The organism is Fontibacillus panacisegetis (genome assembly GCF_900102215.1).
Taxonomy (GTDB): domain Bacteria; phylum Bacillota; class Bacilli; order Paenibacillales; family Paenibacillaceae; genus Fontibacillus; species Fontibacillus panacisegetis.
The window spans coordinates 70,031-93,772 of record NZ_FNBG01000003.1; the positions used below are offsets into that span (position 1 = coordinate 70,031).

General features: G+C 42.9%; 22 protein-coding genes. 8 read left to right on the forward strand and 14 right to left on the reverse strand.

What is annotated here, in order from left to right; translation table 11 throughout:
* Positions 1-95 precede the first annotated feature (95 nt).
* From BLS49_RS04320 to BLS49_RS04345, 6 genes are all read right to left on the reverse strand, one after another.
* Entirely contained in the window at positions 96-638 is a 543-nt protein-coding gene (locus BLS49_RS04320; RefSeq protein ID WP_175471307.1) for a GNAT family N-acetyltransferase, read from the reverse strand.
* The gene (locus tag BLS49_RS04325; RefSeq protein ID WP_091227025.1) at positions 631-2,067 is read right to left on the reverse strand and encodes a sensor histidine kinase; all 1,437 of its coding nucleotides are present in this window, start codon (positions 2,065-2,067) and stop codon (positions 631-633) included. The genes BLS49_RS04320 and BLS49_RS04325 overlap by 8 nt, the downstream gene beginning before the upstream one ends.
* Positions 2,064-2,762 (reverse strand): response regulator transcription factor, encoded by a 699-nt coding sequence (locus BLS49_RS04330; protein ID WP_091227027.1) that lies wholly within the window; start codon positions 2,760-2,762, stop codon positions 2,064-2,066. Before BLS49_RS04330 ends, BLS49_RS04325 begins: the two co-directional genes overlap by 4 nt.
* 15 nt (positions 2,763-2,777) lie before the next feature.
* Positions 2,778-4,052 (reverse strand): hypothetical protein, encoded by a 1,275-nt coding sequence (locus BLS49_RS04335; RefSeq protein ID WP_091227028.1) that lies wholly within the window; start codon positions 4,050-4,052, stop codon positions 2,778-2,780.
* Between the two features lie 3 nt (positions 4,053-4,055).
* A complete protein-coding gene (locus BLS49_RS04340) occupies positions 4,056-4,790 on the reverse strand; it encodes a phosphonate ABC transporter ATP-binding protein (RefSeq protein WP_091227030.1) in 735 nt (244 codons plus the stop codon).
* A gap of 102 nt (positions 4,791-4,892) precedes the next feature.
* Positions 4,893-6,080, reverse strand: coding sequence for an MFS transporter (locus BLS49_RS04345; RefSeq protein WP_091227031.1), 1,188 nt, complete (start codon positions 6,078-6,080; stop codon positions 4,893-4,895).
* Positions 6,081-6,273: 193 nt separating this feature from the next.
* Here BLS49_RS04345 and BLS49_RS04350 point away from each other — a divergent pair, with 193 nt between their 5' ends.
* From BLS49_RS04350 to BLS49_RS04360, 3 genes are all read left to right on the forward strand, one after another.
* A complete protein-coding gene (locus tag BLS49_RS04350) occupies positions 6,274-7,191 on the forward strand; it encodes an ArsR/SmtB family transcription factor (RefSeq protein WP_091227033.1) in 918 nt (305 codons plus the stop codon).
* Between the two features lie 62 nt (positions 7,192-7,253).
* On the forward strand, positions 7,254-8,000 hold the full coding sequence (locus tag BLS49_RS04355; RefSeq protein ID WP_091227035.1) for an HAD family hydrolase: 747 nt from the start codon (positions 7,254-7,256) through the stop codon (positions 7,998-8,000).
* A 70-nt stretch (positions 8,001-8,070) separates the two neighbouring features.
* A complete protein-coding gene (locus BLS49_RS04360; RefSeq protein ID WP_245742273.1) occupies positions 8,071-8,745 on the forward strand; it encodes a class I SAM-dependent methyltransferase in 675 nt (224 codons plus the stop codon).
* A 75-nt stretch (positions 8,746-8,820) separates the two neighbouring features.
* Here BLS49_RS04360 and BLS49_RS04365 read toward each other — a convergent pair whose 3' ends face one another.
* The 5 genes from BLS49_RS04365 to BLS49_RS04385 form a co-directional block, all read right to left on the reverse strand.
* Positions 8,821-11,061 carry a type IA DNA topoisomerase gene (locus tag BLS49_RS04365; RefSeq protein WP_091227038.1) on the reverse strand — a complete coding sequence of 747 codons (2,241 nt, stop codon included), beginning with the start codon at positions 11,059-11,061 and terminating at the stop codon, positions 8,821-8,823.
* 144 nt (positions 11,062-11,205) lie between these two features.
* A complete protein-coding gene (locus BLS49_RS04370; RefSeq protein ID WP_091227040.1) occupies positions 11,206-12,693 on the reverse strand; it encodes a glutamate synthase subunit beta in 1,488 nt (495 codons plus the stop codon).
* Positions 12,694-12,819: 126 nt separating this feature from the next.
* Positions 12,820-13,320, reverse strand: coding sequence for a dihydrofolate reductase (locus BLS49_RS04375; RefSeq protein ID WP_091227041.1), 501 nt, complete (start codon positions 13,318-13,320; stop codon positions 12,820-12,822).
* 31 nt (positions 13,321-13,351) lie between these two features.
* Positions 13,352-14,146, reverse strand: a complete 795-nt coding sequence (gene thyA / locus BLS49_RS04380) for a thymidylate synthase (RefSeq protein WP_091227043.1) — start codon at positions 14,144-14,146, stop codon at positions 13,352-13,354.
* Positions 14,147-14,275: 129 nt separating this feature from the next.
* A complete protein-coding gene (locus BLS49_RS04385; RefSeq protein ID WP_091227044.1) occupies positions 14,276-14,857 on the reverse strand; it encodes a TetR/AcrR family transcriptional regulator in 582 nt (193 codons plus the stop codon).
* 209 nt (positions 14,858-15,066) lie between these two features.
* Between BLS49_RS04385 and BLS49_RS04390 the strand changes: the two genes are divergently transcribed.
* Positions 15,067-16,290: an MFS transporter gene (locus BLS49_RS04390; protein ID WP_091227045.1), complete on the forward strand. Its 1,224-nt coding sequence runs from the start codon at positions 15,067-15,069 to the stop codon at positions 16,288-16,290.
* Positions 16,291-16,365: 75 nt separating this feature from the next.
* On the opposite strand, the gene BLS49_RS04395 is transcribed toward BLS49_RS04390, so the two are convergent.
* Positions 16,366-17,565 carry an MFS transporter gene (locus BLS49_RS04395; RefSeq protein ID WP_091227311.1) on the reverse strand — a complete coding sequence of 400 codons (1,200 nt, stop codon included), beginning with the start codon at positions 17,563-17,565 and terminating at the stop codon, positions 16,366-16,368.
* A gap of 418 nt (positions 17,566-17,983) precedes the next feature.
* On the opposite strand from BLS49_RS04395, the gene BLS49_RS04400 reads away from it, so the two are divergent.
* Positions 17,984-18,415: an Lrp/AsnC family transcriptional regulator gene (locus BLS49_RS04400; protein ID WP_091227047.1), complete on the forward strand. Its 432-nt coding sequence runs from the start codon at positions 17,984-17,986 to the stop codon at positions 18,413-18,415.
* Positions 18,416-18,427: 12 nt separating this feature from the next.
* Positions 18,428-19,084, forward strand: a complete 657-nt coding sequence (locus BLS49_RS04405) for a LysE family translocator (protein ID WP_091227048.1) — start codon at positions 18,428-18,430, stop codon at positions 19,082-19,084.
* Here BLS49_RS04405 and BLS49_RS04410 read toward each other — a convergent pair.
* Positions 19,057-19,530, reverse strand: a complete 474-nt coding sequence (locus BLS49_RS04410; RefSeq protein WP_091227050.1) for a GNAT family N-acetyltransferase — start codon at positions 19,528-19,530, stop codon at positions 19,057-19,059. The two genes, BLS49_RS04405 and BLS49_RS04410, sit on opposite strands and share 28 nt — an antisense overlap.
* Positions 19,531-19,559: 29 nt before the next feature.
* Positions 19,560-20,414, reverse strand: a complete 855-nt coding sequence (locus BLS49_RS04415; RefSeq protein ID WP_091227051.1) for an undecaprenyl-diphosphate phosphatase — start codon at positions 20,412-20,414, stop codon at positions 19,560-19,562.
* Positions 20,415-20,681: 267 nt separating this feature from the next.
* Between BLS49_RS04415 and BLS49_RS04420 the strand changes: the two genes are divergently transcribed.
* Both BLS49_RS04420 and BLS49_RS04425 read left to right on the forward strand, forming a co-directional pair.
* Entirely contained in the window at positions 20,682-20,978 is a 297-nt protein-coding gene (locus BLS49_RS04420) for an ArsR/SmtB family transcription factor (protein WP_091227053.1), read from the forward strand.
* Complete coding sequence (locus tag BLS49_RS04425; RefSeq protein ID WP_091227055.1) at positions 20,971-23,490, forward strand: FAD-dependent oxidoreductase; 2,520 nt, start codon at positions 20,971-20,973, stop codon at positions 23,488-23,490. The genes BLS49_RS04420 and BLS49_RS04425 overlap by 8 nt, the downstream gene beginning before the upstream one ends.
* Positions 23,491-23,742 lie beyond the last annotated feature (252 nt).

The window sequence follows — 23,742 nt, forward strand, 5'->3', positions numbered from 1 at the left end:
CCTCATACGTTTCCATAACTAAAGAGGTTCTTCCCAGGATAAAAGTAATAGCAGCCTGTGAAGAACCCCTTCGAATGTTATATATCATTTATTACTTAGAGCTGATTATACAATTTTGAGTTCATTTCATACAGAACATAATGACGATCACCTTTTTGTCCCTTACCTTTGGGCTCAAAGCCCAGCTTCTGGTAGAGCGAATTCAGCTTGTCGTTTTGCGCTGCGGTATCCAGTCTCAGCCCTTTGCGATTTTGCTCTTTACTACGTCTGGCAGCCCAATAAATGATCTCTTTACTCAGGTTCTTCCCTCGATAAGAGGTACGAAGAGTCAGTCGATGCAAATAGCTGTAGCCGGGTTCATTCAGGTGTCCCCAATATCCGGGATCATCATCCTGTATCGTACACATGCCAACCGCCTCATGATTACTGCATAGTATATAAATGTCACGGCTATTAAAATAGGACTGAACTTCCTCCACAGTAAATTGCTCCGGCTTCCATTGCTGAAAGCTTAGAGTACCCATCCAGGATGCAGCTTCAATCAGCAAGGAGCGGATCAGGTCAAAATCATTGGAGTTTGCCTGACGTATTTGAAATAGTCCTGCTTCGCAAGAAATTTGATCCAAGTAGTTATCCATCTGGACTGGACACCTCGCCCTCATCCTTGATCTCGTGAATAGGCAGCATAACGGAAACGGTTGTACCTACACCAAGCTCACTATGAATGTCCATTTGACCATGATGCAGCTCAACAAGTTGTTGACTAATCGCCAGGCCAAGCCCTGTTCCACCGCCTTGGTGATTAACCTGAAAGAAGCGATCCTTCACCTTGTTCAGATGCTCATGACTTATTCCTATCCCGCTATCTACTACTTCCACAAGCACTTGCGTGTCCGATTGTTGCTTGATCACAAAATGAATCCAGCTATTTTCAGCAGAAAATTTAATCGCATTATCGACAAGATTAAGAAATACCTGTTTCAGTCGATTTCCATCACCATTGACGTAAATTCCCCGCTCAATATGGTCGTCCAGTTTGATCTGAATCCCTTTTTGCTCCGCTTTCGCCCAAACATTAAGCATAGTTTCCTGAAGAATTTCCTTCAAATTCACTACTGTGATGACGAGCTTCATCTCATTCTGCTGGAGCTTGGAGAAATCGAGCATTTCCTCAACAAGACCTATTAAGCGATCGGTTTCTTTTGCAATAATGCCCATACCAAGCTCTGTCTCTTCAGGATCAAATCCACCTAGCTTAAGCGTCTCGCTCCAGCCCTTAATTCCAGTTAGTGGTGTGCGAAGCTCGTGCGAAATCGAGGAAATAAAATCATCTTTAATCTGATTGCTTCTCACAATTTCTTGAGCCATATAATTTAGCGTGGCAGCGAGTTCACCAAGCTCGTATTTGTAATTTCCCTTAATTCTGACATCAAACTTCCCTTTTGCCATCTGGGCAGATACCGCACGGATATTGTTAATGGGCTTAACTATCGAGTTGGCGAGCCCGATACTAAACAAGGTTACTAATGCCAACACCGCTCCCGCTACGCCCACAGAAACCAACGTCAGATTCATCAGCTTAGAGTTTACCGACTCTAATGAGGTTAAATACCTGACGATATAGCGGGTTTCTCCCCTCACCTGAAGAGGCGTGGACACAGCCATAACAGTTTCGCCCGTAGAAGTCTGTCTCCCGATCCATGTACCAACATTACCGGCAGCAGCTTGAGGTACATCGCTAGTCTGAATCGCTTTATCAGCCTGGAAACCGCTACTGCTTGCCTGCACTTCACCTTTATTGTTCAGGATCAGCAATTCCGTGTTATCCAGCTCAAAGGTACGCAGCATTTCTGTGAAATAATCCGGGTCCCGTTCTGCATTAAGCCTGACAAATTTTTGAAAATAATCAGATGCCCATGTGGAATGAACATACATATGATTTTTAATCGTGTCGTAGTAATACATCCGAATCGCCAAGGAGAAGATCACCTCGACCATAAAGAGTGTTACAAACACTACGATAAAATAATGTAAAACAATTTGCCGGCCTATCCCTCTTTTGATCATTGTCCCTCGCCTTTCCACTTATAGCCGTGTCCCCACACGGTTTGCAAGAAGGCTGGCTCGGAAGGATTATTCTCAATTTTTTGCCGAAGTCTACGTATGTTAACGTCCACAATCTTAGGATCACCCATATAATCTTTGCCCCACACCTGATCAAGCAAAACATCACGGCTTAAAGGGGTGTTTTCCTTCTCCAGAAAATACTGGATCAATGAAAACTCGGTAGGTGTAAGCTCAATCATTTGTCCATTTTTCTTAAACTGCTTAGAAATAAGATCAAGTGAGAACGGTCCGGATGTGAAGGATACCTTTGCGTTACTCTCACGGTAAACATTAACTCTTCTTAGTAATGAATGAATTCTGGCAATCAGCTCTGTTGGGCTAAACGGCTTGCTGACATGATCATCGGCTCCGACGGACAGTGCATAAACTTTATCTTGCTCCTGTACTTTCGCCGTCAAAAATATAATACCGAGCTTCTCGTTTGTTTCTCTTATTCTGCGGCACACCTCGAAGCCATCTATGCCCGGAACCATTACATCCAGTAAAGCAATATCGATATCGTGAATGCTCTGCAGCTTACTAAGCGCTTCATTCCCATCGGCTGCTTCCAGGACTTCAAACCCGTTGCGTTTCAGATTAATCACGATAAAACTGCGAATGGATTCTTCATCTTCCAAAATTAGAACTTTACTCAACTTGGTTCTCCTCCCCTAACGCTTGATTTCTTTCTCACCTTTATTAATCTTTGCTTCAGTATAGCTTAGGAAACCGATCACTTTATCGTTATCTCTTGCGAGCAGCTGCCAATCGATTTTATATCTTTCCCATTCTGATATGGAGAAGAAGCGAATTTCTGCTACTTTCTCTCCAGAATCGATTTTAGTAAACCAAAGATGCTCATTAGGATCGGATTTGGTATCGATCGTTACATTGCCCCACCAATCCTTAGGCAAATTGAAATAAAACCGACCGGACAGATCCATATATTGCTGCATGACAAACTTCATCTTCTCTTTCTCATCCCATTGATAATATGAGAATAACGGAATGTCGTCATATGAGAAGGACTCCCAGCCTCTGGGCTTTTCAGAGCGCCCGACTTCCAGTATGCCATCTCCATCAACATCTCCGCTGAGTACCGGAAAGTTTTTGAAGGTGGAATCCTGAGATGGAAGCAAATCCACTAAATTACCATCTATCATCGCAATGACATGGGAGTAAGCATAATGAGTACCAAAGGCTGCATCGAGAATAATTCCTTTGATTTTCGGTGTAATGTTCCCGCTAACTGTGTTGTAGTATTCTTTAATCGGATCATCCAGCTGTATAGTAGCAATTTCTTTAAATGATCCATTATCGAATTCATAAGTCGTAACCGTACCGTTCTGATCGCGCTTAAGGTTCACTACGGTAATATCTAATAGATTATTATTGTTAAGATCATCAAGCAAAAAGTGGTTATAAGGCAAGGTCAGCACTTTATCTACCTTGTTACCGTCATAAGTGTAGACCGCCAAGCCTTTTTGCAAATCTTCATCACCGCTAGTAAATCCGGCGATGATGTCAGGGCGTCCATCCCCGGTAATATCACGAATTTCAAAAGTCTCCAGCACCTGACCTTCTCCATCGAAATGGACTTTTGGAACCCAGGTATCCTCGTGGTGCTCCAGAATCAATCCATGAATTCTGACAGCAGCATCCGGTGTTTCGTAGAACACAATGGCTTCCTTAACACCGTCATTGTTCAAATCCGGTGTCCGAATCGAACTGACGTCGCTAACATCTCTCGGACGAATGATGTTAGCCCCTTTGATTTCAGAATTAATGACATTAATCAGTGATTCTTTATCAGAGGTGAGCTGTGGAGTTTCCATTAACGATTTCGGGTCCTTAATTAAGCTGCAGCCACTAAGGACTATAAGCAGCAAGCAACCAGCTAGTCTGGCAGTTAGGCGCTTTCCGGCCATCATCATCACTCTCTTCATTACTCATATCAAATCAATCGCTCTCTTCTCTTCTACAGTGAGTCTTCTTCCGGTGACATCGATTTTAAGCTGTCCATCATAAATTCCCCAGATTCTTGTACAATATTTCTCTGCAAGCTCAATCGGCAATGCCGAGATCACCGTTTTATTATGATCTGTACACAAAGTCTGAAGAGTCTTAAGAACACGCTCGGCTGAATGTGGGTCTAGCCCTATGACAGGTTCATCCGCTGCAAGAAAACCAGCTCCATGCACAAGTGCACGACAAATCGCCACACGCTGCCGCTCTCCACCACTCAGGTTTCCTGCTTTCATGTGTGCTTTATCAATCAATCCGAATCGCTCCAGCTCATCCATTGCTCCCATATAATCATCAGAACGAACCATACCTGTCAATCGTCTAAACCAAGGCGTCTGACCGGCTTGTCCAATCAGTACGTTCTTTAATGCCGTTTTCTCAGGATAAAAAGAAGGATTCTGCTCTAAATATGCGCATTTCGAACGATATTTCTGCGATCCACGTCCACCACCGCGAATGACATTAGCGTCATCCCATGTATAATCCCCTTGGTCCCATCTGTCTCGCAGTGAGAGACAGCGAAGAAGTGTGCTTTTACCACTGCCGCTAGAACCTACAACACCGATCATCTCTCCCTGCCGGAACTGTATATCGATACCTTTCAGTATTTTTTTCTTATTTCCGTCCACTGATTTGTGTAAGTGGTTCACTGTTATCATGAGCTGTTCTCCTTTACGGGTAGACAATATCTATTACGTCCAAAAAATAACTACCTCTATATAGTGTATTGGAAATAGCATTGAAAATCCATTACAGCATCTTCATATTTCAAGTTTTTTAGTCGAATTTTTGCGAAATGCCAAGCCAACAATCGAAAATATGACATAAGCGGAACCCAGAAGTGTGAAAAGCAGACCTGCTCTGCCCATTTCCATCACCTGTCCGCCCAGATTTGGACCTATGATGCTTCCAAAACTAAAATGGAACGAGGCTATGACATTTGCAGCCGGAATCAAATGTCTTGGCAAAAGATCCGCTGCATATGCAAGACCTAAAGAGAAGAAAGAACCTACGAGCCCCCCTGCCAACATGAACAAAATGACGAGTGCCCAGAATTGATTTCCGCATAACGGAACAAACAGAAACATCAGGCCCCCCAGAAGTCCTGCAACCATAAGAATCCCTTTTCTGCCAAAACGGTCACTGAGAATGCCAAGTGGAAGCTGCAGAATCAAGCCTCCGATTCCGAAAAATGGCAGCAGGGTAGAAATCTCACCCGTACTGAGCCCTATTCTGAGTCCATATATAGGAAAATTGCTGTTCATGGATGATTCCATATAGCCATACAGCAACGATGGAAGCAGCGCAAACCAGGCCAGTTTATAAATAAGAGTGTATTTCCGTTCCGTTGCGCCTTCCCCCGGCTCAAGCTTCTCTGGATGCATATCCGGCATTCTAACAATCACAATCATGATCATGACAACAAACAATACCGCCAGAATAACAAACGGAAGCAATTTCCCTAAAGGCAGCAAATGAATACCAAGCGGGCCAAGACTAAATCCCAGACCATAAGACATTCCGTATAATGAAATATTTCTTCCTCTGCGCTCAGGTGGTGACACAAGCACAAGCCACAGCTGAGAAGTAAAATGAATAGCACTATCTCCGATCCCAACAAGTAGTCGCAAAATAAACCATAGTTTCAAATTTGTAACCAGAGGAAACAACGGGAGAGAGATCAGAACAACGATGAGTCCGCCTAGCAGCAGCTTCTTAAAGCCGGTAACGCCCAGCACTCTCTCGGCAACAAGTGACATAGCAAAAGAGCCAATATATAATGCTGCAGCATGCATACCGTTAACAGAAGAGGGAATTCCCTGCTCCTCCATAAAAATCGATAATAAAGGCAGCAACAGCCCTTGGCTGACTCCCCCGAGAACGATAACTGATAAGAGAATAACAAATGGAGAGATACGTTTGTTGGTCTTGGATAGAAGATAAGTCATGGGTTAAGCCTCCTATAAAATAAAGAAAAATCGTCAGAATTCTCGACGACTTTTTGCAACAAAGATTATTATCCGATTTATTTGTACAAACAGGAGTATACTTTGTTCATCCGATAAACACATTATAGTAGACAAGCCCCTCCCTAACAAGCCATAATAAACATGAATGCTTTGATTTGTGGGAGGTATATTTATGACCTATGAGGTAAAAATTGACGTTTCGCCAGTCTACGAACTTGTAAGCAGCTTTATGATATATACGACGCGAAAATGGGTTGACAATTTAGATGTAGGATCTGAATGGATGGATCAAATCAAGCCACTCATTAATGAAAAAACTCGCCATTCTTTTGCTGAAGCTGCTGCTTTGCCCTTTACAGACTACGATATTTTATATGCCTTTGCTATTGAACGTAACGGTTTAGACCGTATCGAAGACTTCTTGGCCGATCTGGATGAAAGAGATGAAGTCTCCCTTTTGCATAAAGTTAAACCCTATATTGACACTGTGAATAGTGAGGATATCGTTCGGATCAAAAAATATTATGTTCCACTATTGCGTACTTGGAATGAATTGTATTTTAAGCCGTTATGTTCTCATTATGAGAACCTGCTTCAAGAAGATGCTGCTGAGAAGGAATTGCTTTTACATAAAATGGACCCTGAGGCTTTAATTGAATACGCTTCTGGTGGCCTGGTGCTGGAGCCTCATTTACCGATCCAGCGTGTAGTGCTGCTGCCTTCGATTCATTTTAGACCGATAAACACTTACTACTTCTATCATGGAACACTATTCATTCAATATCCAATTGACATTCCTGAGCTGGATGAAGATGAGCCACCTACTTATCTTGTACGATTAACCCGTGCTCTTGCTAAGCCTGAACGGCTCCGCTTGCTTCGATATATCGCGGATCAACCAAAGTCTCTTCAGGAAATTATCCATGATTTAAACGAAACTGAAGATCAGTTAATGCATCACTTGATGCGCCTTCGTGTCGCAGGTCTGCTAAGAGTTCACCTTATCAACAACGATACGGAAAAATTCAGCATTCGACCAGATGGTGCTTCAGAGCTGCAAATGTTCCTGGAGTCATATATTCGACTTTAAAATGGATCATGATATATAGAAAAATAGAGAGATGTGCCTCATGCTTAAAGGAGTGACCTGCTGTGAGCTTTTCGTTTAAACAACAAATCATTTTTGATCTTGATGACACGCTTGTATACTGCAACAAATATTTTGAGCTTATCCTTACTCAATTTGCGGATATGCTTACTGATTGGCTTGCATCTGATCGGATAGCAACCAAAGACATTCGTTCCAAGCAGATAGAAATCGATGTGGCTGGTGTACAAAAAATCGGCTTTGCGAGCCACCACTTTCCGGAATCCTTGATCGATACGTACCGATATTTCTGTAATGAACTCGATCGAAATACTGAGGTCTCTGAAGAGGATTTATTGATGAAGCTCGGCATGAGCGTATATGAGCAGGAAATTGAGCCCTATCCTGGAATGGTTGACACATTAAACCTATTGCAGCACCAGGGGCATGAGCTGTTCTTGTATACGGGCGGAGAAACGGTGATTCAGCAGCGAAAAATTGAACAGATGCGGCTCGCGGATTATTTTCAGGATCGTATTTTCATTCGTCAGCACAAAAATGTGGAGGCACTTGAAGAAATACTTACATCACGCTATTTCTCACGTGAACAGACGTGGATGATCGGCAACAGCCTCAGAACAGATATCGCCCCTGCTCTCTCTGCCGGGATTAACTCGATCTACATCAAGCATCCTGACGAATGGACGTTTAACATTATTGAATTAAATCAAGAGCCGAATCATTCAATGTACACCGTAGCTTCCCTAGTTGAAGTCCCTCATGTCATCAGCAATAAAATGACAACAATCTAACAAGGGAGGGATTGGCATTCATTTTTATGAGAAATTAAGTGAAGTTTATGATGTAGTATTTCCTGTGAATATGGACACAGTTAGCTTCCTGACTAAAGATCTGCCCGCAGGTGCAAGTGTACTGGATATAGCCTGTGCTACCGGTGGTTATGCGGCTGCACTCTCGAGTCTTGGCCATAAGGTAGAGGCGCTTGATTTAGACAGGGGCATGATTCAACAAGCGAAAGCACGTAAGGACACCGGAGTGAACTGGATTCATGGAGATATGACCAAAATTCGTGATTATTATGATGGCAACTGTTTTGATCTGATCTACTGCATTGGCAACTCCATAGTGCATTTGGATCGCAAAGAAGATGTCATGAATATGATTGCAGATTGTCGTCAACTCTTGAGACCGAACGGTAGACTGGTCATTGGAGCCGTCAATTATAACAGGATTATTACAAATCAAATTCGCAGCCTTCCCACTATAGAACGCAAGGAAGAAAACATTCGGTTTGAACGAAATTATCGGTTAGATGAGACGAATAACAAGATCCTGTTTGAGACAAAGCTCGTTGAACTTGTGAACAATGAAGAAATATACTATGAAAGCTCCGTACCTTTACTCCCCTTGTATGGTGAGGAATTGTGTACTATAGCTTCTCAATCGGGGTTTTCAAATGTAAAGTTATACGGCGGGTTTCATGAGGAAGCTTACGAGCCACTAAAATCAGGTTCGGTTGTTATAGTTGCTACTTAAATTAAGAAAATGATACAAAAAAATAAACCTACGGAAGCTGATCTTATCAATTGGCATCCATAGGTTTATTTACTACTATTCTCGATCAATTTCCAATTTACCGCTGATTCGGTCGACAAGTGAGATTCGGGCTTTATATTCCCCTTCAGGGTCTTTAAAAGTCAGAAGTTGTGTATGCCCTTTCTCCAGCAATGTATTGAGCATGGCATGTGAAATCTTTTTACCTGAAAACTCTTTCCAAATCACAAAGCCGCAGCCTTGCTTGAAATGAGAGCAACCATAGCCTTTACGTCCCTCAATAATCTGTCCCCCGCAGCCATCCCTTGGACAAGGTGCAAGGGGTTGTAAGCCCCCAGAGGGTGGCGTTGACCCTGATGAAGGCCGTGATCTCGATGAATCTGTAGTGGATCTAGGGCTCGAACCTGAACTACGTTTACTTTTCCCCTTGGTCTTATCCTCTTCAGGGGATTCGAACCTTGAGGCATCCGCCTTCCGTTGGGTCCGCACTTTTTCAATAATGGAAATCGTAAATTTCTTCACGCTCTCCATAAATTTCTCTCCCGCAGCCTCACCTTTGGAAATTTGGTGCAGCCTTCGTTCCCAATGCCCCGTCATTTCAGGTGAAGTAAGTAGCTCAACTCCTGCGAGACGGATTAGCTCGATCGCTGTGCGACCCTTTTGAGTGACAGTGATTCTTTTACCCTGCATCGTAATGTAGCCAACCTTTTTGAGACGTTCAATCGTTGCGGCGCGAGTGGCAGGTGTTCCTAGCCCCCCTTCCTTCATCGCATCGCGCAGCTCTTCATTCTCAAGCTGCTTGCCTGCGCTTTCCATGGCTTTCAGCAAAGTACCTTCTGTATACGACTTGGGCGGCTGAGTTGCCTTTTCTTTTACTTCTACTTCACTACAATGAACTTTCTCTTCCGGATTGATATGGAAAGGTTCACTTACGAGCTCTTCCGCCTCATCTTCCTCTTCTTTTTTACGACCTTTACCTGATGATTTGCTGTTATCCTCATTTGGCTGACATACTTTCCATCCAAGGAACAACAGCTCCTTCACATTTGTCTTGAACGTCTCCGATTCGACCTCTGTCAGAACGGTATGCTGTTTATATTCTGCCGGTGGATAGAAATGAGATAAAAACCTTCGAATGACCAAATCATAAATATCCTGTTCTTCCTTGCTCAAATTTCCGGCGCGTCTTAATGTTGGGAGAATTGCATGGTGATCCTCAACCCTGGAAGGATTGCATACCGATTTATTGTTGACATTTACAATGCTCTGATTAGCACCTTCAGCCAAATCGCGATATGAGGTGGATTTTAGCATATGTAACGCTTTATGCATGCCATCGATATTTTGCTCATTTACGTAGTTCGAGCTTGTCCGGGGATATGAAATGACTTTATGACGTTCATAAAGCGCCTGAGCCAAATCCAGCGTCTTCTTGGCTGAATAACCATACTTGGCATTCGCTTCACGTTGTAGAAGTGTAAGATCATACAGCTTATAAGGATATTCCTTCGTCTCTTTCACTTCATAGCTAGTAATAGCGCCTGCTTTTCCACGTACCTTTTCGGCAATCGAAGCGGCCTTTTCCCCATCTGTCAGTCGGTCGCCTTGCCAGGTCCCCGTATAGGATCTTTCTAATTGCTGGAATACAGCTTTAATATCATAGTATGTTAGTGAATCGAAGCTCTCGATTTCCTTCTGACGATCATAAATAAGAGCTAATACCGGCGTTTGTACTCTGCCAACCGATAACAGTGTATTATGCTTCGTTGTAAAGGCACGGGAGGCATTCATCCCGACCAGCCAATCCGCTTCACTTCTCGCTCTGGCGGCAAGCGTCAAATTATGAAACTCCCTACCCTCATGCAGACCTTCAAAACCTTTGGCAATACTTTCTGCTGTAAGATCTGAAATCCACAACCTTTTGACAGGCTGATCCAGCTTAATATGCTGTTGAATAAGATCAAAGATATATTGTCCCTCTCGTCCAGCGTCACAGGCGTTTACAACCGCGTTGCAGCGTTTGGATAATTCGCCAATCGTCTTTAATTGATCCTTGGTTTTCGGATTCGGTACAATTTTGAATTGCTGTGGCAGAATGGGCAGATCACCAAAATTCCATCTCTTATATTTGTCATCATAAGCATCCGGCTCGGCCAAACCTAACAAATGACCGATGGCCCAAGTGATAATATAATGTTCTCCTTCCAAATATGATCGATTGTTTTTTGCTCTCGGCTCAATGACAGCAGCAATCGTCCGTCCCATATCCGGCTTTTCGGCGATAACGAGCGTTTTCATTTTCTAATGGAGCCCCGCTTTCTCTCTCTACTCGCTAAAAAAACGTTGTCTGTTTCTTGATTCTGTTCCAAGATTAAAAAGGGCCGCGCACCGCGCAGCCCTGTAGCTAACTTATATTATAGCATAACTTAATATTTTCTGTAATTATGCAAGTACTGTTGCACCCATCAAGAATTTATCAACCTCGCGAGCAGCTTCCCGACCTTCATGAATTGCCCATACAACAAGGCTCTGTCCACGACGCATATCGCCAGCAGCAAATACTTTATCTACATTGGTATTGTATTTGCCATAACGTGCTTTAACGTTACTACGGCGATCCGTCTCAAGATTGAGCTCATCAATGATAGTGGACTCAGGCCCATCAAAACCAATAGCGATCAGTGCCAATTGTGCCGGAAATACCTGCTCTGTTCCTGGAACAGGCTCGTAACTTTTACGTCCTGTTTCATCTACGCTACGCTTAATTTGAACCGTATGAAGCTCTTTAAGGTTCCCCTCTTCATCCCCAACAAAACGAGTTGTCATGATAGAGAATTCACGGGGATCGCTGCCGTACAGAGCTTTTGCTTCTTCCTGTGCGTAATCAAGTGTATACACATTTGGAAATTGTGGCCAAGGATTTTGAATTGGATCACGTTCCAAAGGTGCTTTCGTATGTGTACCGAATTGAGTAATCGAACGGCAACCATGACGCAATGCAGTAGCAACACAGTCAGAACCGGTATCACCACCACCGATGACAATAACGTCTTTACCTTCTGCTGATAAGAATTGTCCATCTTCCAGACCAGAGTCAAGATAGCTCTTGATTGTCTGGTTCAGGAATGGCATCGCGTATTGTACTCCGTTCAATTCTGTACCTTCGATATTAAACTCACGAGGTTTAGTAGCTCCACCACAAAGGACTACCGCATCGTATTCATCAACTAGTTGCTGAGTCATAATGTCGCGACCGATTTCGGTGTTCGTAACAAATTTAATTCCTTCAGCAGCGAGCAAATCCACTCGGCGCTGAACCACTGCCTTATCCAGCTTCATCGTCGGAATTCCGTACATCAGCAAGCCGCCGATTCGATCGGAGCGTTCAAATACAGTAACCTCATGTCCTGCCTTATTCAGCTGCGCTGCACATGCAAGCCCTGAAGGCCCTGAACCTACAACAGCCACTCTGCGTCCTGTCCGATGCTCAGGCGGTTCTGGAACAACCCAGCCTTCCTCAAAACCTTTGTCGATAATTGCCTGTTCAATGGTTTTGATTGTAACAGGCTGTCCAATTAGACCAACCGTACATGAACCTTCACATGGAGCTGGACAAACACGACCTGTAAACTCTGGAAAATTGTTCGTTTTATGCAAACGGTCTAGCGCTTCCTTCCATAATCCGCGATGTACCAAGCTGTTCCACTCTGGAATCAAATTGTGCACCGGACAACCGGAAGTTCCTCCCGTCATATCTATCCCTGTATGGCAAAAAGGTGTTCCGCAATCCATGCAACGGGACCCTTGCGTTCGCAGCTCTTCATCCGACATATGCTTATGAAATTCCTGCCAATCTTTCACCCGTTCGGAAGGGCTCCGATCTCCTGGAAGCTGACGATTAAATTCCATAAACCCTGTTGGTGTAGACATTATTAACTTCCCCCATCCGTATCAGCGATTGTTCCATTACTCTCGGAACTCTCACATTTCAGTGTATCTTGATGTTAGCACCACACGGGTAAAGTTATTAATGGATTATTGATATGATAATTTGCACTATTGCGCATTATTCTTTTGTCGGTTATAAGTTAAAAATCTGTAATCATAAGGATTCTTATCATCACGAATCCCCTGAATTTCACTAACCAAGCTAAATTCTGTCCAATCGATTTTCGGAAAAAACGCGTCGCCTTTAAACTCCTGATCAATTAAAGTAACGAGTAGTGTATCAGCATATTCCAGAAAAAGCTGAAACACAGCTCCTCCCCCAATGATCATTAATTCTCCATCTTGGGCATATTCAAGCGCTTCCTCTACCGAATGGACCACATCGGCATCTTCTGCTTCATAAGCATAATCACCAGTAAGCACAACACTGCGACGATTCGGAAGAGGACGGCATCCAAGCGATTCCCAGGTTTTGCGTCCCATGATCATCGTCTTGCCAGTCGTCTGTTCCTTAAAAAACTTCAAATCCGCAGGTATTCGCCAAGGCAGCTGATTGTTAATGCCAATGACTCCATTGCGGGACATGGCCCATATTAAGGTGATTCCCACACACTCATCCTCCTTGTAGTGATCTATTGATCTATACCGCCACTGTAGCTTTTATCGTTGGATGACACTGATAGTCTTCAAACTCAAAATCTTCATAAACGTAGTCAAAAATAGACTCCGGTTTACGTTTAATAACCAGCTTAGGCAATGGATAAGGCTCTCGCTCAAGCTGTGTTTTGACTTGTTCCAGATGGTTGCTATAAATGTGAACATCACCGCCGGACCAAATAAACTCTCCAACCTCAAGATCGCATTGCTGCGCTACCATATGAGTCAAAAGTGCATAGCTCGCAATATTAAAAGGCAGTCCAAGGAACGTATCAACCGACCGCATAGTCAGCATACAGGATAGCTTGCCTTCGACAACATAAAATTGAAATACAAAATGGCATGGCGGCAGCTTCATATGATCAACTTCCCCAACATTCCACGCACTTACCAAATGACGGCGAGAATCCGGGTTTTTTTTTATCGCTTGAATGACATTTGTTATCTGATCAATATGACGACCATCCGCTGTTTCCCATGCTCTCCATTGAGAACCATATACAGGACCAAGATTGCCATTTTCGTCAGCCCATTCATCCCAAATCCGCACGCCATGTTCTTTTAAATAAGAAATATTAGTATCGCCTTTCAAAAACCATAACAATTCATGAATGACCGATTTTAAATGAATCTTTTTTGTCGTTACAAGCGGAAAACCCTTGCTTAAATCAAACCGCAGCTGTCGGCCGAACACAGAAATGGTCCCCGTTCCTGTCCGATCTTCCTTTTTTGCTCCGTTATCTAATACATCTTGTAGTAAATCCAAATAATTTCTCATCTATCCACACCTCGTACTCCGTATGTTTTAACCTATCGTGTTTTCACTTATACTTATACGTCCTACATTATAACAGAAACAGAGAACCGTAGCCTTATCACTTGAGAAATATATACATAGCAGACCAGCTTAATCGCACTCGCTTATTCCTTCGAATGCCTTAACGACCAATTGCTGTACATAGGCATCGTTCAATTCAGCACCGGTTACCAGCAACCGATAAAAAATCGGTCCGTATATCAGATCAATACATATTTCTATATCCAGATTTTCCTGCAGCTCCCCTCTATGAACACCCTGCTCTATCAATTTCCGGGCTTCCAAACGTCGAGGCTGGAAATATCGGATTCTATAGCTCTCGGCCAATGCCTCATCAAATTGTCCTTCACCAAGTAATTGTGTAATGATATGACCCTCTCTGCTGGTTAAAAACCGGGTTAGGTTTACAGCATGAATAGTGATGTCGTCGAACACAGACCCTGTGTCGGGAACGGGCAATCGTTCCGAGGCAGCAGACATGAAACCATCCATCACCACGGCAGCTTTATTAGGCCACCATTTATAGATCGTCGCTTTGCTGACCTTAGCGCGTTCCGCCATTTTTTCTATTGTGATTGCAGCAAATCCCTCCTGCAACAACAATTCATAAGCAGCCGACAGTATCGATTGTTGCGTCTCGGTACTGCGAGGACGTCCTCTTTTCGCTTGCATATGTCACCCCGCCTTTAACAGTCTTTTTGTTAAAACTATACGTATAGTTTACAAAAGAAAAATACATTAATGCAATATCAGCCTATTTACAAAACGATACGTTTAGTATATATTTAATTCATAATTAATAAACGTTACGTTCAGTAATTAAAAAGTAAACTTTGGCTCAGGCGAAAAAGCACTGGGAACCATCGTGAGGAGGAGCATTAATGAGAAAGAACAATAATAAGGAGAATACGCATACTTCAGACAAGATCATATTCATGCTGGCGGCCGCTTGCGGTTTGATTGTCGCAAATTTGTATTATGCCCAAACGCTTGTTGGTCCTATCCGGCTGGATACCCATCTGTCCTCAACGGCAGCGGGATTAATTGTCACCTTGACACAAATCGGGTATGTGATTGGATTGCTGTTCATCGTTCCATTAAGCGACATTATTGAAAATCGCAGACTAACGGTCGTAACGCTCCTTGTTGCTATCGGCGGTCTACTGACGGCGGCAATCGCATCTAATGCAGCAGTATTTTTGTCAGGGGCATTGTTGGTCGGCTTCGGTTCAGTTGTAGCGCAAATTCTGGTCCCTTATGCCTCCTATCTGACATCCGAGGAACGAAGTGGAAGTGTAGTTGGAACGATCATGAGCGGACTTCTACTGGGTATAATGTTCGCCAGACCGATAGCGAGCTTTATTGCCGGACTATGGAGCTGGAGAGCCGTTTTTGTAATGTCCGCAATCATGATTTCATGCTTGACTATACTGCTTGCGCGTCTACTTCCGAGACGTCAGCCATCGCCGGAAATTTCGTATGGCAAATTGCTAACCTCACTGGGCACACTGTTTCTGCAAACGCCGGCACTACGCCGCCGTGCCTTTTATCAAGCATATCTGTTTGGAGCATTCAGTCTCTTTTGGACGGTGGTTCCCTTGCGGTTGACTGACGATTTCGGCATGTCTCAAGGTGGAATTGCGTGGTTTGCGTTAGTAGGTGTTGCCGGAGCTGTTGCAGCCCCTATTGCAGGAAAATGGGCAGATAAAGGATGGACCAAATTATTAACGGGAATTGCAATGGTCGTTGCCGTCTTGTCTTTTTTACTCATCCATGTTTTTTCCAGCCATTCAACTCTCTCACTTATTCTGCTTTTTGTTTCGGCGATCACACTGGATATGGCTGTCTCGGGCAATCTGGTTCTTGGCCAACGTATTATCTATTCATTGGGAAACGAGACGCGCGGTCGTTTGAATGGCCTGTTCATGTCGATATTTTTCATTGGAGGAGCCGTGGGCTCTTCATTGGGAGGATGGGCGTATGCTCAAGGGGGCTGGTATCTGGCATCTCTGGCGGGTCTTTTTATGCCGGTCATTGCTTTACTGTATTATTTTACTGAGCCTGGCAAAGCTCGATATGCTCGAATGAACGGCAACAATCATTAACCTTTGCTCTAAATCCACGAATACAGGCAGCCCCTCAGAAAATAATTTTGTTCTGGGGACTGCCTGATTACCGTTCTAGATGACTTCTTTTCGTTTGGATAAATAAAAATATAAAATAACTCCTGCAATCGAGCATAAAGCCGCACATAAACCTATGAATCCATATCCAGCCTGAAGTCCACGAAATAGTCCTAAATGAGTATCCGCTCCGAAAATTCCTTTTGTCAATTCTGTAACTGCCCCGATCAGATAGTTGCCAATTACACTACCGACCCCCATGAGTGTTACCGTAAAGGTAATTGCCGTGTCACTCCCATTAGGATATCTTCTAGCAACAAAAGCCATAACCGTTGGATAAATCATTGCAATACCTATGCCTGATGCTGCAAAGAAAAAAGCTAGTTTTTCTCCACCAAAGATGGCAATAAAAGTGCAAATAGCTGATACGCCTGAAAAAATAATTAACGATAATGTAAAACCGAATTTATCGGTAAGCGGTCCAAGCAACAATCTCGCAAGCGAGAAGCATAAAAAGAATGCAGACAGCATTCCCGAAGCTGAAACGGTGTCCCACTCGTATGCTTTCTCTAGAAAGTTAACAAGCCAGCCACCTACAGCCAACTCGGAAACAACACCAAATGATAAAATAAGTACCATGAGCCATATAACAGGATCTTTTATTAGTTTTTTTAGAGGTACACGATCTTCATGTGAAATCTCATCCCTGGGAAAGGAGCTCAGCAGCGCAAAAATAATCGGAATAATGGATAACAATAACATAACCAGATACATTCCACGCCAGTCCAGCGTATATCCGTTAATCGTAACCTTCATTAACCCTGTCGCAATAAGTGGTGCGACTGTTGAACTAAGGCCATAAAAGCCATGAGTCAAATTCATCATGGTTCCCGTGTTTTTAACAAAAATACGAGCCCCTAAAATTGCTAAGCCGATCTCCAGCATTCCGTTGCCTATATACATTAGAAAGTAAGATGCAGAGAACAAAGCATAATGTTGCGAAATAAAAATGAATATACCTGACATTGCCATTGCGGCAAAAGATATAACCGTTACAATCTTGATTCCCCAAATTCTAGTCAAATAGGCTGTGAAGGAGCAGGCAAGCAAATAGCCTAACGCATTAAGAGATAATAAGGAACCTAACTGTGACTCATTTAACATAAAATCGAACTGAATACGGGGAATCGCGGGTCCTTTTATATTTTCTGAGAAGCCGAAAATAACAAAGCCGATAAATATGGTAGCAAGCTGCATGGCATAAATTTTGTTGAATGTTCCTGATCGTTTTTCCACTTTATGAAGTCTCCTTATGCATTACCTTTTCAAGTAGTCGTATTATGTGAATCGAAAATTCCTCCTTTTTTTTCAGTAGAACAACATAAGAACAGCACTCACTAAAACTTCCTTATAGCCTTATATAAGTATATTTCTATACTAACTCGATATAAACGCTTTATAAATATAATATTTCTATATCTGCATATAAAAATATGGAACTAAAAATGTTTACTAAGGCAAAAGGAGTTAAATAAATAAACATTCCCGTACCAAAACTTAAATAATTAATTAAATTATCTATTTCAATCCTAATAATTAATTTGTGTTTTATAATATTATTAATTAATTTTTCTAAAATTCATATTTGTATTTAATTAATTAGGAGATGAAATACGTGGATAAGCTCGATGAACAAATTGTTGAACTTTTAAAATGGAACAGCAGAATGACCAGCTCCGAAATAAGCAAGATGGTTCATCTATCTATCCCTGCTGTATCTGAACGTATACGGAAGCTTGAGGAAAAAGGTATTATCGAAAGATTTACTCTTAAGCTGGGGCGGGAAGCAACAGGAAACGGCCTACTGGCCTTTGTATTTGTGACGCTTGAGCGTCCTGATTGCATACCTGAGTTCTCCGAAAAGATCAAAGAATCGAAGGCAGTACTAGAATGTCATCACTTGGCCGGGGAAGACGATTACTTGTTGAAGGTGGCCGTATTGGACATCAAGGCATTGGAGCAATTTATCTCCAACCACCTGAAGCAAATCTCTGGTATCGTAAAAACAAAAACCGTCATTGCCCTATCCACTTTAAAGGAAGAATAGGTCATTGACGATATGAACAGTGTATATTTGATTCGGAATATCATCATTGGAATGTCGATCGCTGCACCTGTTGGTCCGATCAGCCTCATCTGCTTCCGTTCTGCCTTGTCAGGCGGTATCCGATCAGGAGTTAGCTCCGGACTTGGCGTAGCTCTGGCGGATGCTTTCTACGCTTCTATTGCCGCCATTGGACTGTCGAGCCTTTCCAGTCTGTTCATGCTGTATGAGATTCATCTGCGGATTCTAGGCGGGCTATTTATAGCTTATCTCGGATTTACGACCCTATTCAAAACGCTGCGGTTCCATAGAGCAAATGCCGAAGTAGAAATAAAACAACGCCATTCCGATGAACCGGAACAGCGTTGTTGGAAGGCGTTCATTTCTACTTTTCTGCTAACCTTAACAAATCCGATGACGATCATGTCGTTTGCTGCTCTGCTAGGTGGCTCAGGTGTGATTGCAAACAATCATGGTGTTCAGCAATCTCTCCAATTTATTACAGGAATCTTCTTGGGCTCTGCCCTTTGGTGGATGTTGCTTAGTATTGGAGTCGCCTATTTTCGTAAATACTTGTTATCACCTATAGCCATTCGTTTTGTTAACGTGTCATCATCGGTGTTGCTCATTGTAATCGGAGCCTACTACTTGGTATCGGCCTTCTTGAAATAGTGAAAATATTGTTCGTCCTTCACATAACCAACCTGCTCATAAAGCTTCTGTGCTGCTGTATTTGTCGTTGCTGTTGATAATTCAATTCCCTTGGAATGGATCAGCTCGCAATAGTTCGACACAGTCCGCAGAAGCTTTCTTCCTACTCCTTGACCGCGATAGCGCTCATCTACAAACAAATCGTTAAGAATTAACGAGCGTTCCATTGAAATGGAGGAGAATACAGGATACAACTGAGCGAAACCGATGCTTTTCCCATTCGCATCATTCTCTTTTGCCAAGAAAATAATGGACTCCTGATGTTCAAAACGATTAAACAAAAAGCTACGAGCAGCATCCAGATTGCTTTCCTGTTGGTAGAACACTCTGTATTGGTCGAACAAAACAGCCGCGTCTTCCAGGTCAGCAATTGTAGCCTGTACAATATGCAACGATTGAATAGGCATGTGTCATCCGTCCCTTTTCTATACTGTTCTTAACCAAAAAAGCCAAAAATACCTGCGAGCAAAACGACAATAGCAAAAATCATGCGGTAATAAGCAAATACCTTCATCGATTTCTTTTGCAAATAAGCAATAAATTTCTTTATCACAACCATAGCCACAAGGAACGATACAACAAATCCAACAATTAGCAAAATGATTTCTTCAGAAGTAAGATTCGAAAATCCTCCAATTTTCACAATCTTCAAGAAGCTCATCCCTACCATTACTGGAATAGCCAGAAAGAAAGAAAACTCTGCCGCAGCTACGGTTGAGAGTCCTGCTACCCATCCCCCGATAATCGTTGAAGCTGAACGCGACATACCTGGAATGATAGCCAGAACCTGAAATGCCCCGATAATCAGCGCCTGCTTAACCGTAACATTCAGCTCATCTCCACCGCCGCCTGGCTTATTGTTTCTAAACTTCGATTCCGCATAGATCATCCATATACCACCAAAGAACAAAGTGAACGCTACTACTACAGGAGTGAACAAATATTTATCCGACAAATCATTAAGCAGCACTCCAAAGATCCCGCCTGGTATACAAGCAATAGCTAGCATAAGCCAAAATCTGAATCCGGATTTTTCAAACCCAACCTTTTGCGGGAAAAAGTTGATCAACGTATCTTTAATTTTACCCCAGTACAAGAATATCACTGCGAGAATTGCGCCCAATTGGATAACATAGGTGTACATTTCCACAAAAGAAGGAGTAGTACTCTCAAAACCTAGAAAATTTTCAAAAATAACGAGGTGACCTGTCGATGATACGGGTAAAAACTCCGTAATCCCTTCCACAATACCGAGAATAAAAGATTTAATAATTGATATGATCATATCCATAGTCTGCACGATCTTCCTTTCCAATAGCGTTTGTAGACAATATTAATAGTGTAAAAAATTACAAACTGCAACATTCATCCTATCATAAAAATCTCCCTTTAGCCACTTTCCTAGTATGCTCCCTTAGTTCATTTTACGGCTGTAGTTATCCTCATATGACATCTTGTCTTAATCAGAGATTACTTCTTGTGTAATTTGGATTTGACTTTTACATCACTATATCCTAATATTACGATATAACGATTTATTGAATGAGGTGATCTAGTATTGGATAAGGATTTCAAATCTTATAACGAGGTAGCCGATATTTTAAAAGCATTAGCTCATCCGGTTCGGCTCTGTATCGTAAAAGGCCTGATGCAAAAGGAAAACTGTAATGTCACCTACATCCAGGAATGTCTTGACCTTCCCCAATCGACTGTATCTCAGCATTTGCAGAAATTGCGCAGCATGGGAATCGTCGAAAACGAACGTAGCGGTCTTGAAATCAAGTATCACGTAGCAAATGAAAGAATCAAAAAACTAATCCGTATTTTTTTTGAGGAGGAAAACCATAATGAGTAAAAAGGTGCTTATTGTCGGCGGAGTAGCCGGCGGCGCATCAGCAGCAGCCAGACTGCGTCGTCTTGACGAAGACGCTCAAATCGTCATGTTCGAGAGAGATTCCTATATCTCTTTCGCAAACTGCGGTTTGCCCTACTATATCGGAGATCATATTAAAGATCGTTCCAAGCTTCTCGTACAGACTCCGGAAGCGATGTATAAGCGCTTTAACATAGATGTCCGCATTGAAAGTGAAGTCATCGCTGTGAATCCAGATAATAAGACTGTCACTGTTCGAAGCAAAGCAAAGGGCGAATATGAGGAGAGTTATGATGCATTGATCCTTTCCCCTGGTGCTAAGCCAATTCGTCCAAATTTACCAGGTATACAAAGTACTAGAATTCACACGCTTCGCAATATTCCTGACACGGATCGAATTAAGGCACGTGTCACTGAAGAGAACGTAAAGTCAGCTGTTGTCATCGGCGGTGGCTTTATCGGTGTGGAAATGGCCGAAAACCTGCGGGATATCGGTCTGGATGTTACTTTAATCGAAGGTGGGCCGCAAATTCTTGCCCCGTTCGATTCTGAAATGTCCTCCGTTCTTGCCAAGGAGCTGGAGGATCATGGTGTACGTCTTCTTTTCTCCCAAATGGTTCAATCCTTTGAAGAATTGAACGGCGAGATCGAAACCAGAATGGCGAGTGGTCTTTCCGTAAAAAGTGAGATGGTCATTCTCGCCATTGGCGTATCTCCTGACACCTCTTTTTTGAAGGACAGTGGCATGGAATTTGGCCCACGCGGTCATATACTAATTAATGAATACATGGAAACGAATTTGAAGGATATCTATGCTGTTGGTGATGCTGTGGAAGTTACTGATTTTGTAAATGGAACAAAAACTGCAATTCCGCTTGCAGGACCAGCTAATAAGCAAGGACGGATCGCCGCTGATAATGTGAGCGGACTTCGTACACCATTCAAAGGCTCGCAAGGGACATCTATTATCAAAGTATTTGGACTGACGGGAGCTGCCACAGGCAACAACGAGAAAACACTTCAAAGACTCGGTCTGCCTTATCATGTCACCTATGTTCATCCGAACTCACATGCAGCATATTATCCAGGTGCTACACCTTTAACGATCAAGCTGCTGTTTAATGATGAAGGCACTGTGCTCGGAGCGCAGGCGGTCGGTTTTGACGGCGTAGATAAACGCATTGACGATATCGCAACTACAATCCGTTTCAGAGGTACGGTTAGTGATTTGACTGAGCTTGAGCTGGCATATGCACCACCTTATTCTTCGGCCAAAGATCCGGTCAATATGGCGGGCTACACTGCTGAGAACGTATTGTCTGGTCGGACAAGTGTTTTTGTTCCTAAAGATTTAGAGTCTAGAGATCTTGCAGCAACGATTCTGGTCGATGTACGTAGTGAAATAGAACATGCTAACGGACATATTCCAGACTCCTTGCTTATACCAGTGGATGACCTTCGTAGTCGTCTTGGAGAGCTGGATCGTGAGAAGGAAATTTGGGTATATTGTCAGGTTGGTTTGCGCGGTTATACAGCGTCAAGAATTTTGCAGCAAAAAGGATACAAGGTTAAAAACCTGACCGGGGGTTATAAAACCTATGTAATGGCTAACTATAAACCGGGAACTAGAAAGATCAATGATAGTGAAGGAATATTATCCACCCAGGCTCAAATTGCAGCTGCAACAGAGGCAAAAGAAGCTCAACCGGCGAATGTTGCTCTTGAAGATCAGGATTTGCGGATCGATGCCAGACTTGACGCTTGTGGTCTCTGCTGCCCTGGCCCATTGATTCAATTGAAAATAAAAATGGAAGGGCTAAAAGACGGCGAGGTTATGCATGTCATCGCATCTGACCCAGGGTTCTATGAGGATGTTCAAGCTTGGGTAAAGATGAGTAAAAATCAATTGCTTGATGTTAAGAAGAATGGCGATGGAATGATTGAAGCTCTGCTTCGTAAAGGGGCGGGCCAGGAAGTGATACCCTCTTCTACCTCAAATGCAGCTACATCTGATGTAAAAAAGCCTGAGGGCAGCTCGATGGTCGTTTTTAGCGGGGATTTGGATAAAGCTATCGCATCCTTTATTATCGCAAATGGAGCGGCAGCAAGTGGCAAAAAGGTAACGATGTTCTTCACCTTCTGGGGGTTAAATGTCATCCGTCGACCTGATAAGGTTCAGGTTAATAAGAGCATGATTGGTCGTATGTTTGGTGCAATGATGCCCCGCGGCAGCCGCAAGCTCTCAATGTCCAAAATGAACATGATGGGCATTGGAGCCAAAATGATTCGTGGTGTCATGAAAAATTCGAATATCTCTTCACTAGAGGAATTGATGCAGACAGCTCTGGATCAAGGTGTTGAAATTGTGGCCTGCCAAATGTCCATGGACGTTATGGGGATCACCAGGGAAGAGCTAATCGATGGTGTCAAAATCGGCGGTGTCGGCTACTACTTGGGCAAAGCAGATGAATCCGGCATTAATCTGTTCATATAGTTTACATGAATGGAGAAGGGGCTGTCGCAAAAGCTACAGTTGGGCGTTTTTAGCCTATCTCAACACTTCGGTAGCAATAAAGGAAAAAAGTTCCCCTATTCCATCAGGATTCGCTCAAGATCATAAAATAAAGGAACTTAATTCCTCTATTTTGGTGCTACACGCTGATTTTTCACATTTTAGGGCAATTTCAGTAAGGATAAAGGAAAATACTTCCTCTATTTCCTTTAAAATCATCCCATTTTTGAAAAT

What these genes read in the sequence shown, in the direction of transcription:
- BLS49_RS04415 (WP_091227051.1), bottom strand. Translation starts at nt 20,414, where the DNA reads ATGGATATGATCATATCAATTATTAAATCTTTTATTCTCGGTATTGTG.
- BLS49_RS04320 (WP_175471307.1), bottom strand. Translation starts at nt 638, where the DNA reads ATGGATAACTACTTGGATCAAATTTCTTGCGAAGCAGGACTATTTCAA.
- BLS49_RS04425 (WP_091227055.1), top strand. Translation starts at nt 20,971, where the DNA reads ATGAGTAAAAAGGTGCTTATTGTCGGCGGAGTAGCCGGCGGCGCATCA.
- BLS49_RS04325 (WP_091227025.1), bottom strand. Translation starts at nt 2,067, where the DNA reads ATGATCAAAAGAGGGATAGGCCGGCAAATTGTTTTACATTATTTTATC.
- BLS49_RS04395 (WP_091227311.1), bottom strand. Translation starts at nt 17,565, where the DNA reads ATGCAGCTTGCTACCATATTTATCGGCTTTGTTATTTTCGGCTTCTCA.
- BLS49_RS04370 (WP_091227040.1), bottom strand. Translation starts at nt 12,693, where the DNA reads ATGTCTACACCAACAGGGTTTATGGAATTTAATCGTCAGCTTCCAGGA.
- BLS49_RS04390 (WP_091227045.1), top strand. Translation starts at nt 15,067, where the DNA reads ATGAGAAAGAACAATAATAAGGAGAATACGCATACTTCAGACAAGATC.
- thyA (WP_091227043.1), bottom strand. Translation starts at nt 14,146, where the DNA reads ATGAGAAATTATTTGGATTTACTACAAGATGTATTAGATAACGGAGCA.
- BLS49_RS04365 (WP_091227038.1), bottom strand. Translation starts at nt 11,061, where the DNA reads ATGAAAACGCTCGTTATCGCCGAAAAGCCGGATATGGGACGGACGATT.
- BLS49_RS04350 (WP_091227033.1), top strand. Translation starts at nt 6,274, where the DNA reads ATGACCTATGAGGTAAAAATTGACGTTTCGCCAGTCTACGAACTTGTA.
- BLS49_RS04335 (WP_091227028.1), bottom strand. Translation starts at nt 4,052, where the DNA reads ATGAAGAGAGTGATGATGATGGCCGGAAAGCGCCTAACTGCCAGACTA.
- BLS49_RS04360 (WP_245742273.1), top strand. Translation starts at nt 8,071, where the DNA reads ATGGACACAGTTAGCTTCCTGACTAAAGATCTGCCCGCAGGTGCAAGT.
- BLS49_RS04385 (WP_091227044.1), bottom strand. Translation starts at nt 14,857, where the DNA reads ATGCAAGCGAAAAGAGGACGTCCTCGCAGTACCGAGACGCAACAATCG.
- BLS49_RS04405 (WP_091227048.1), top strand. Translation starts at nt 18,428, where the DNA reads ATGAACAGTGTATATTTGATTCGGAATATCATCATTGGAATGTCGATC.
- BLS49_RS04345 (WP_091227031.1), bottom strand. Translation starts at nt 6,080, where the DNA reads ATGACTTATCTTCTATCCAAGACCAACAAACGTATCTCTCCATTTGTT.
- BLS49_RS04410 (WP_091227050.1), bottom strand. Translation starts at nt 19,530, where the DNA reads ATGCCTATTCAATCGTTGCATATTGTACAGGCTACAATTGCTGACCTG.
- BLS49_RS04340 (WP_091227030.1), bottom strand. Translation starts at nt 4,790, where the DNA reads ATGATAACAGTGAACCACTTACACAAATCAGTGGACGGAAATAAGAAA.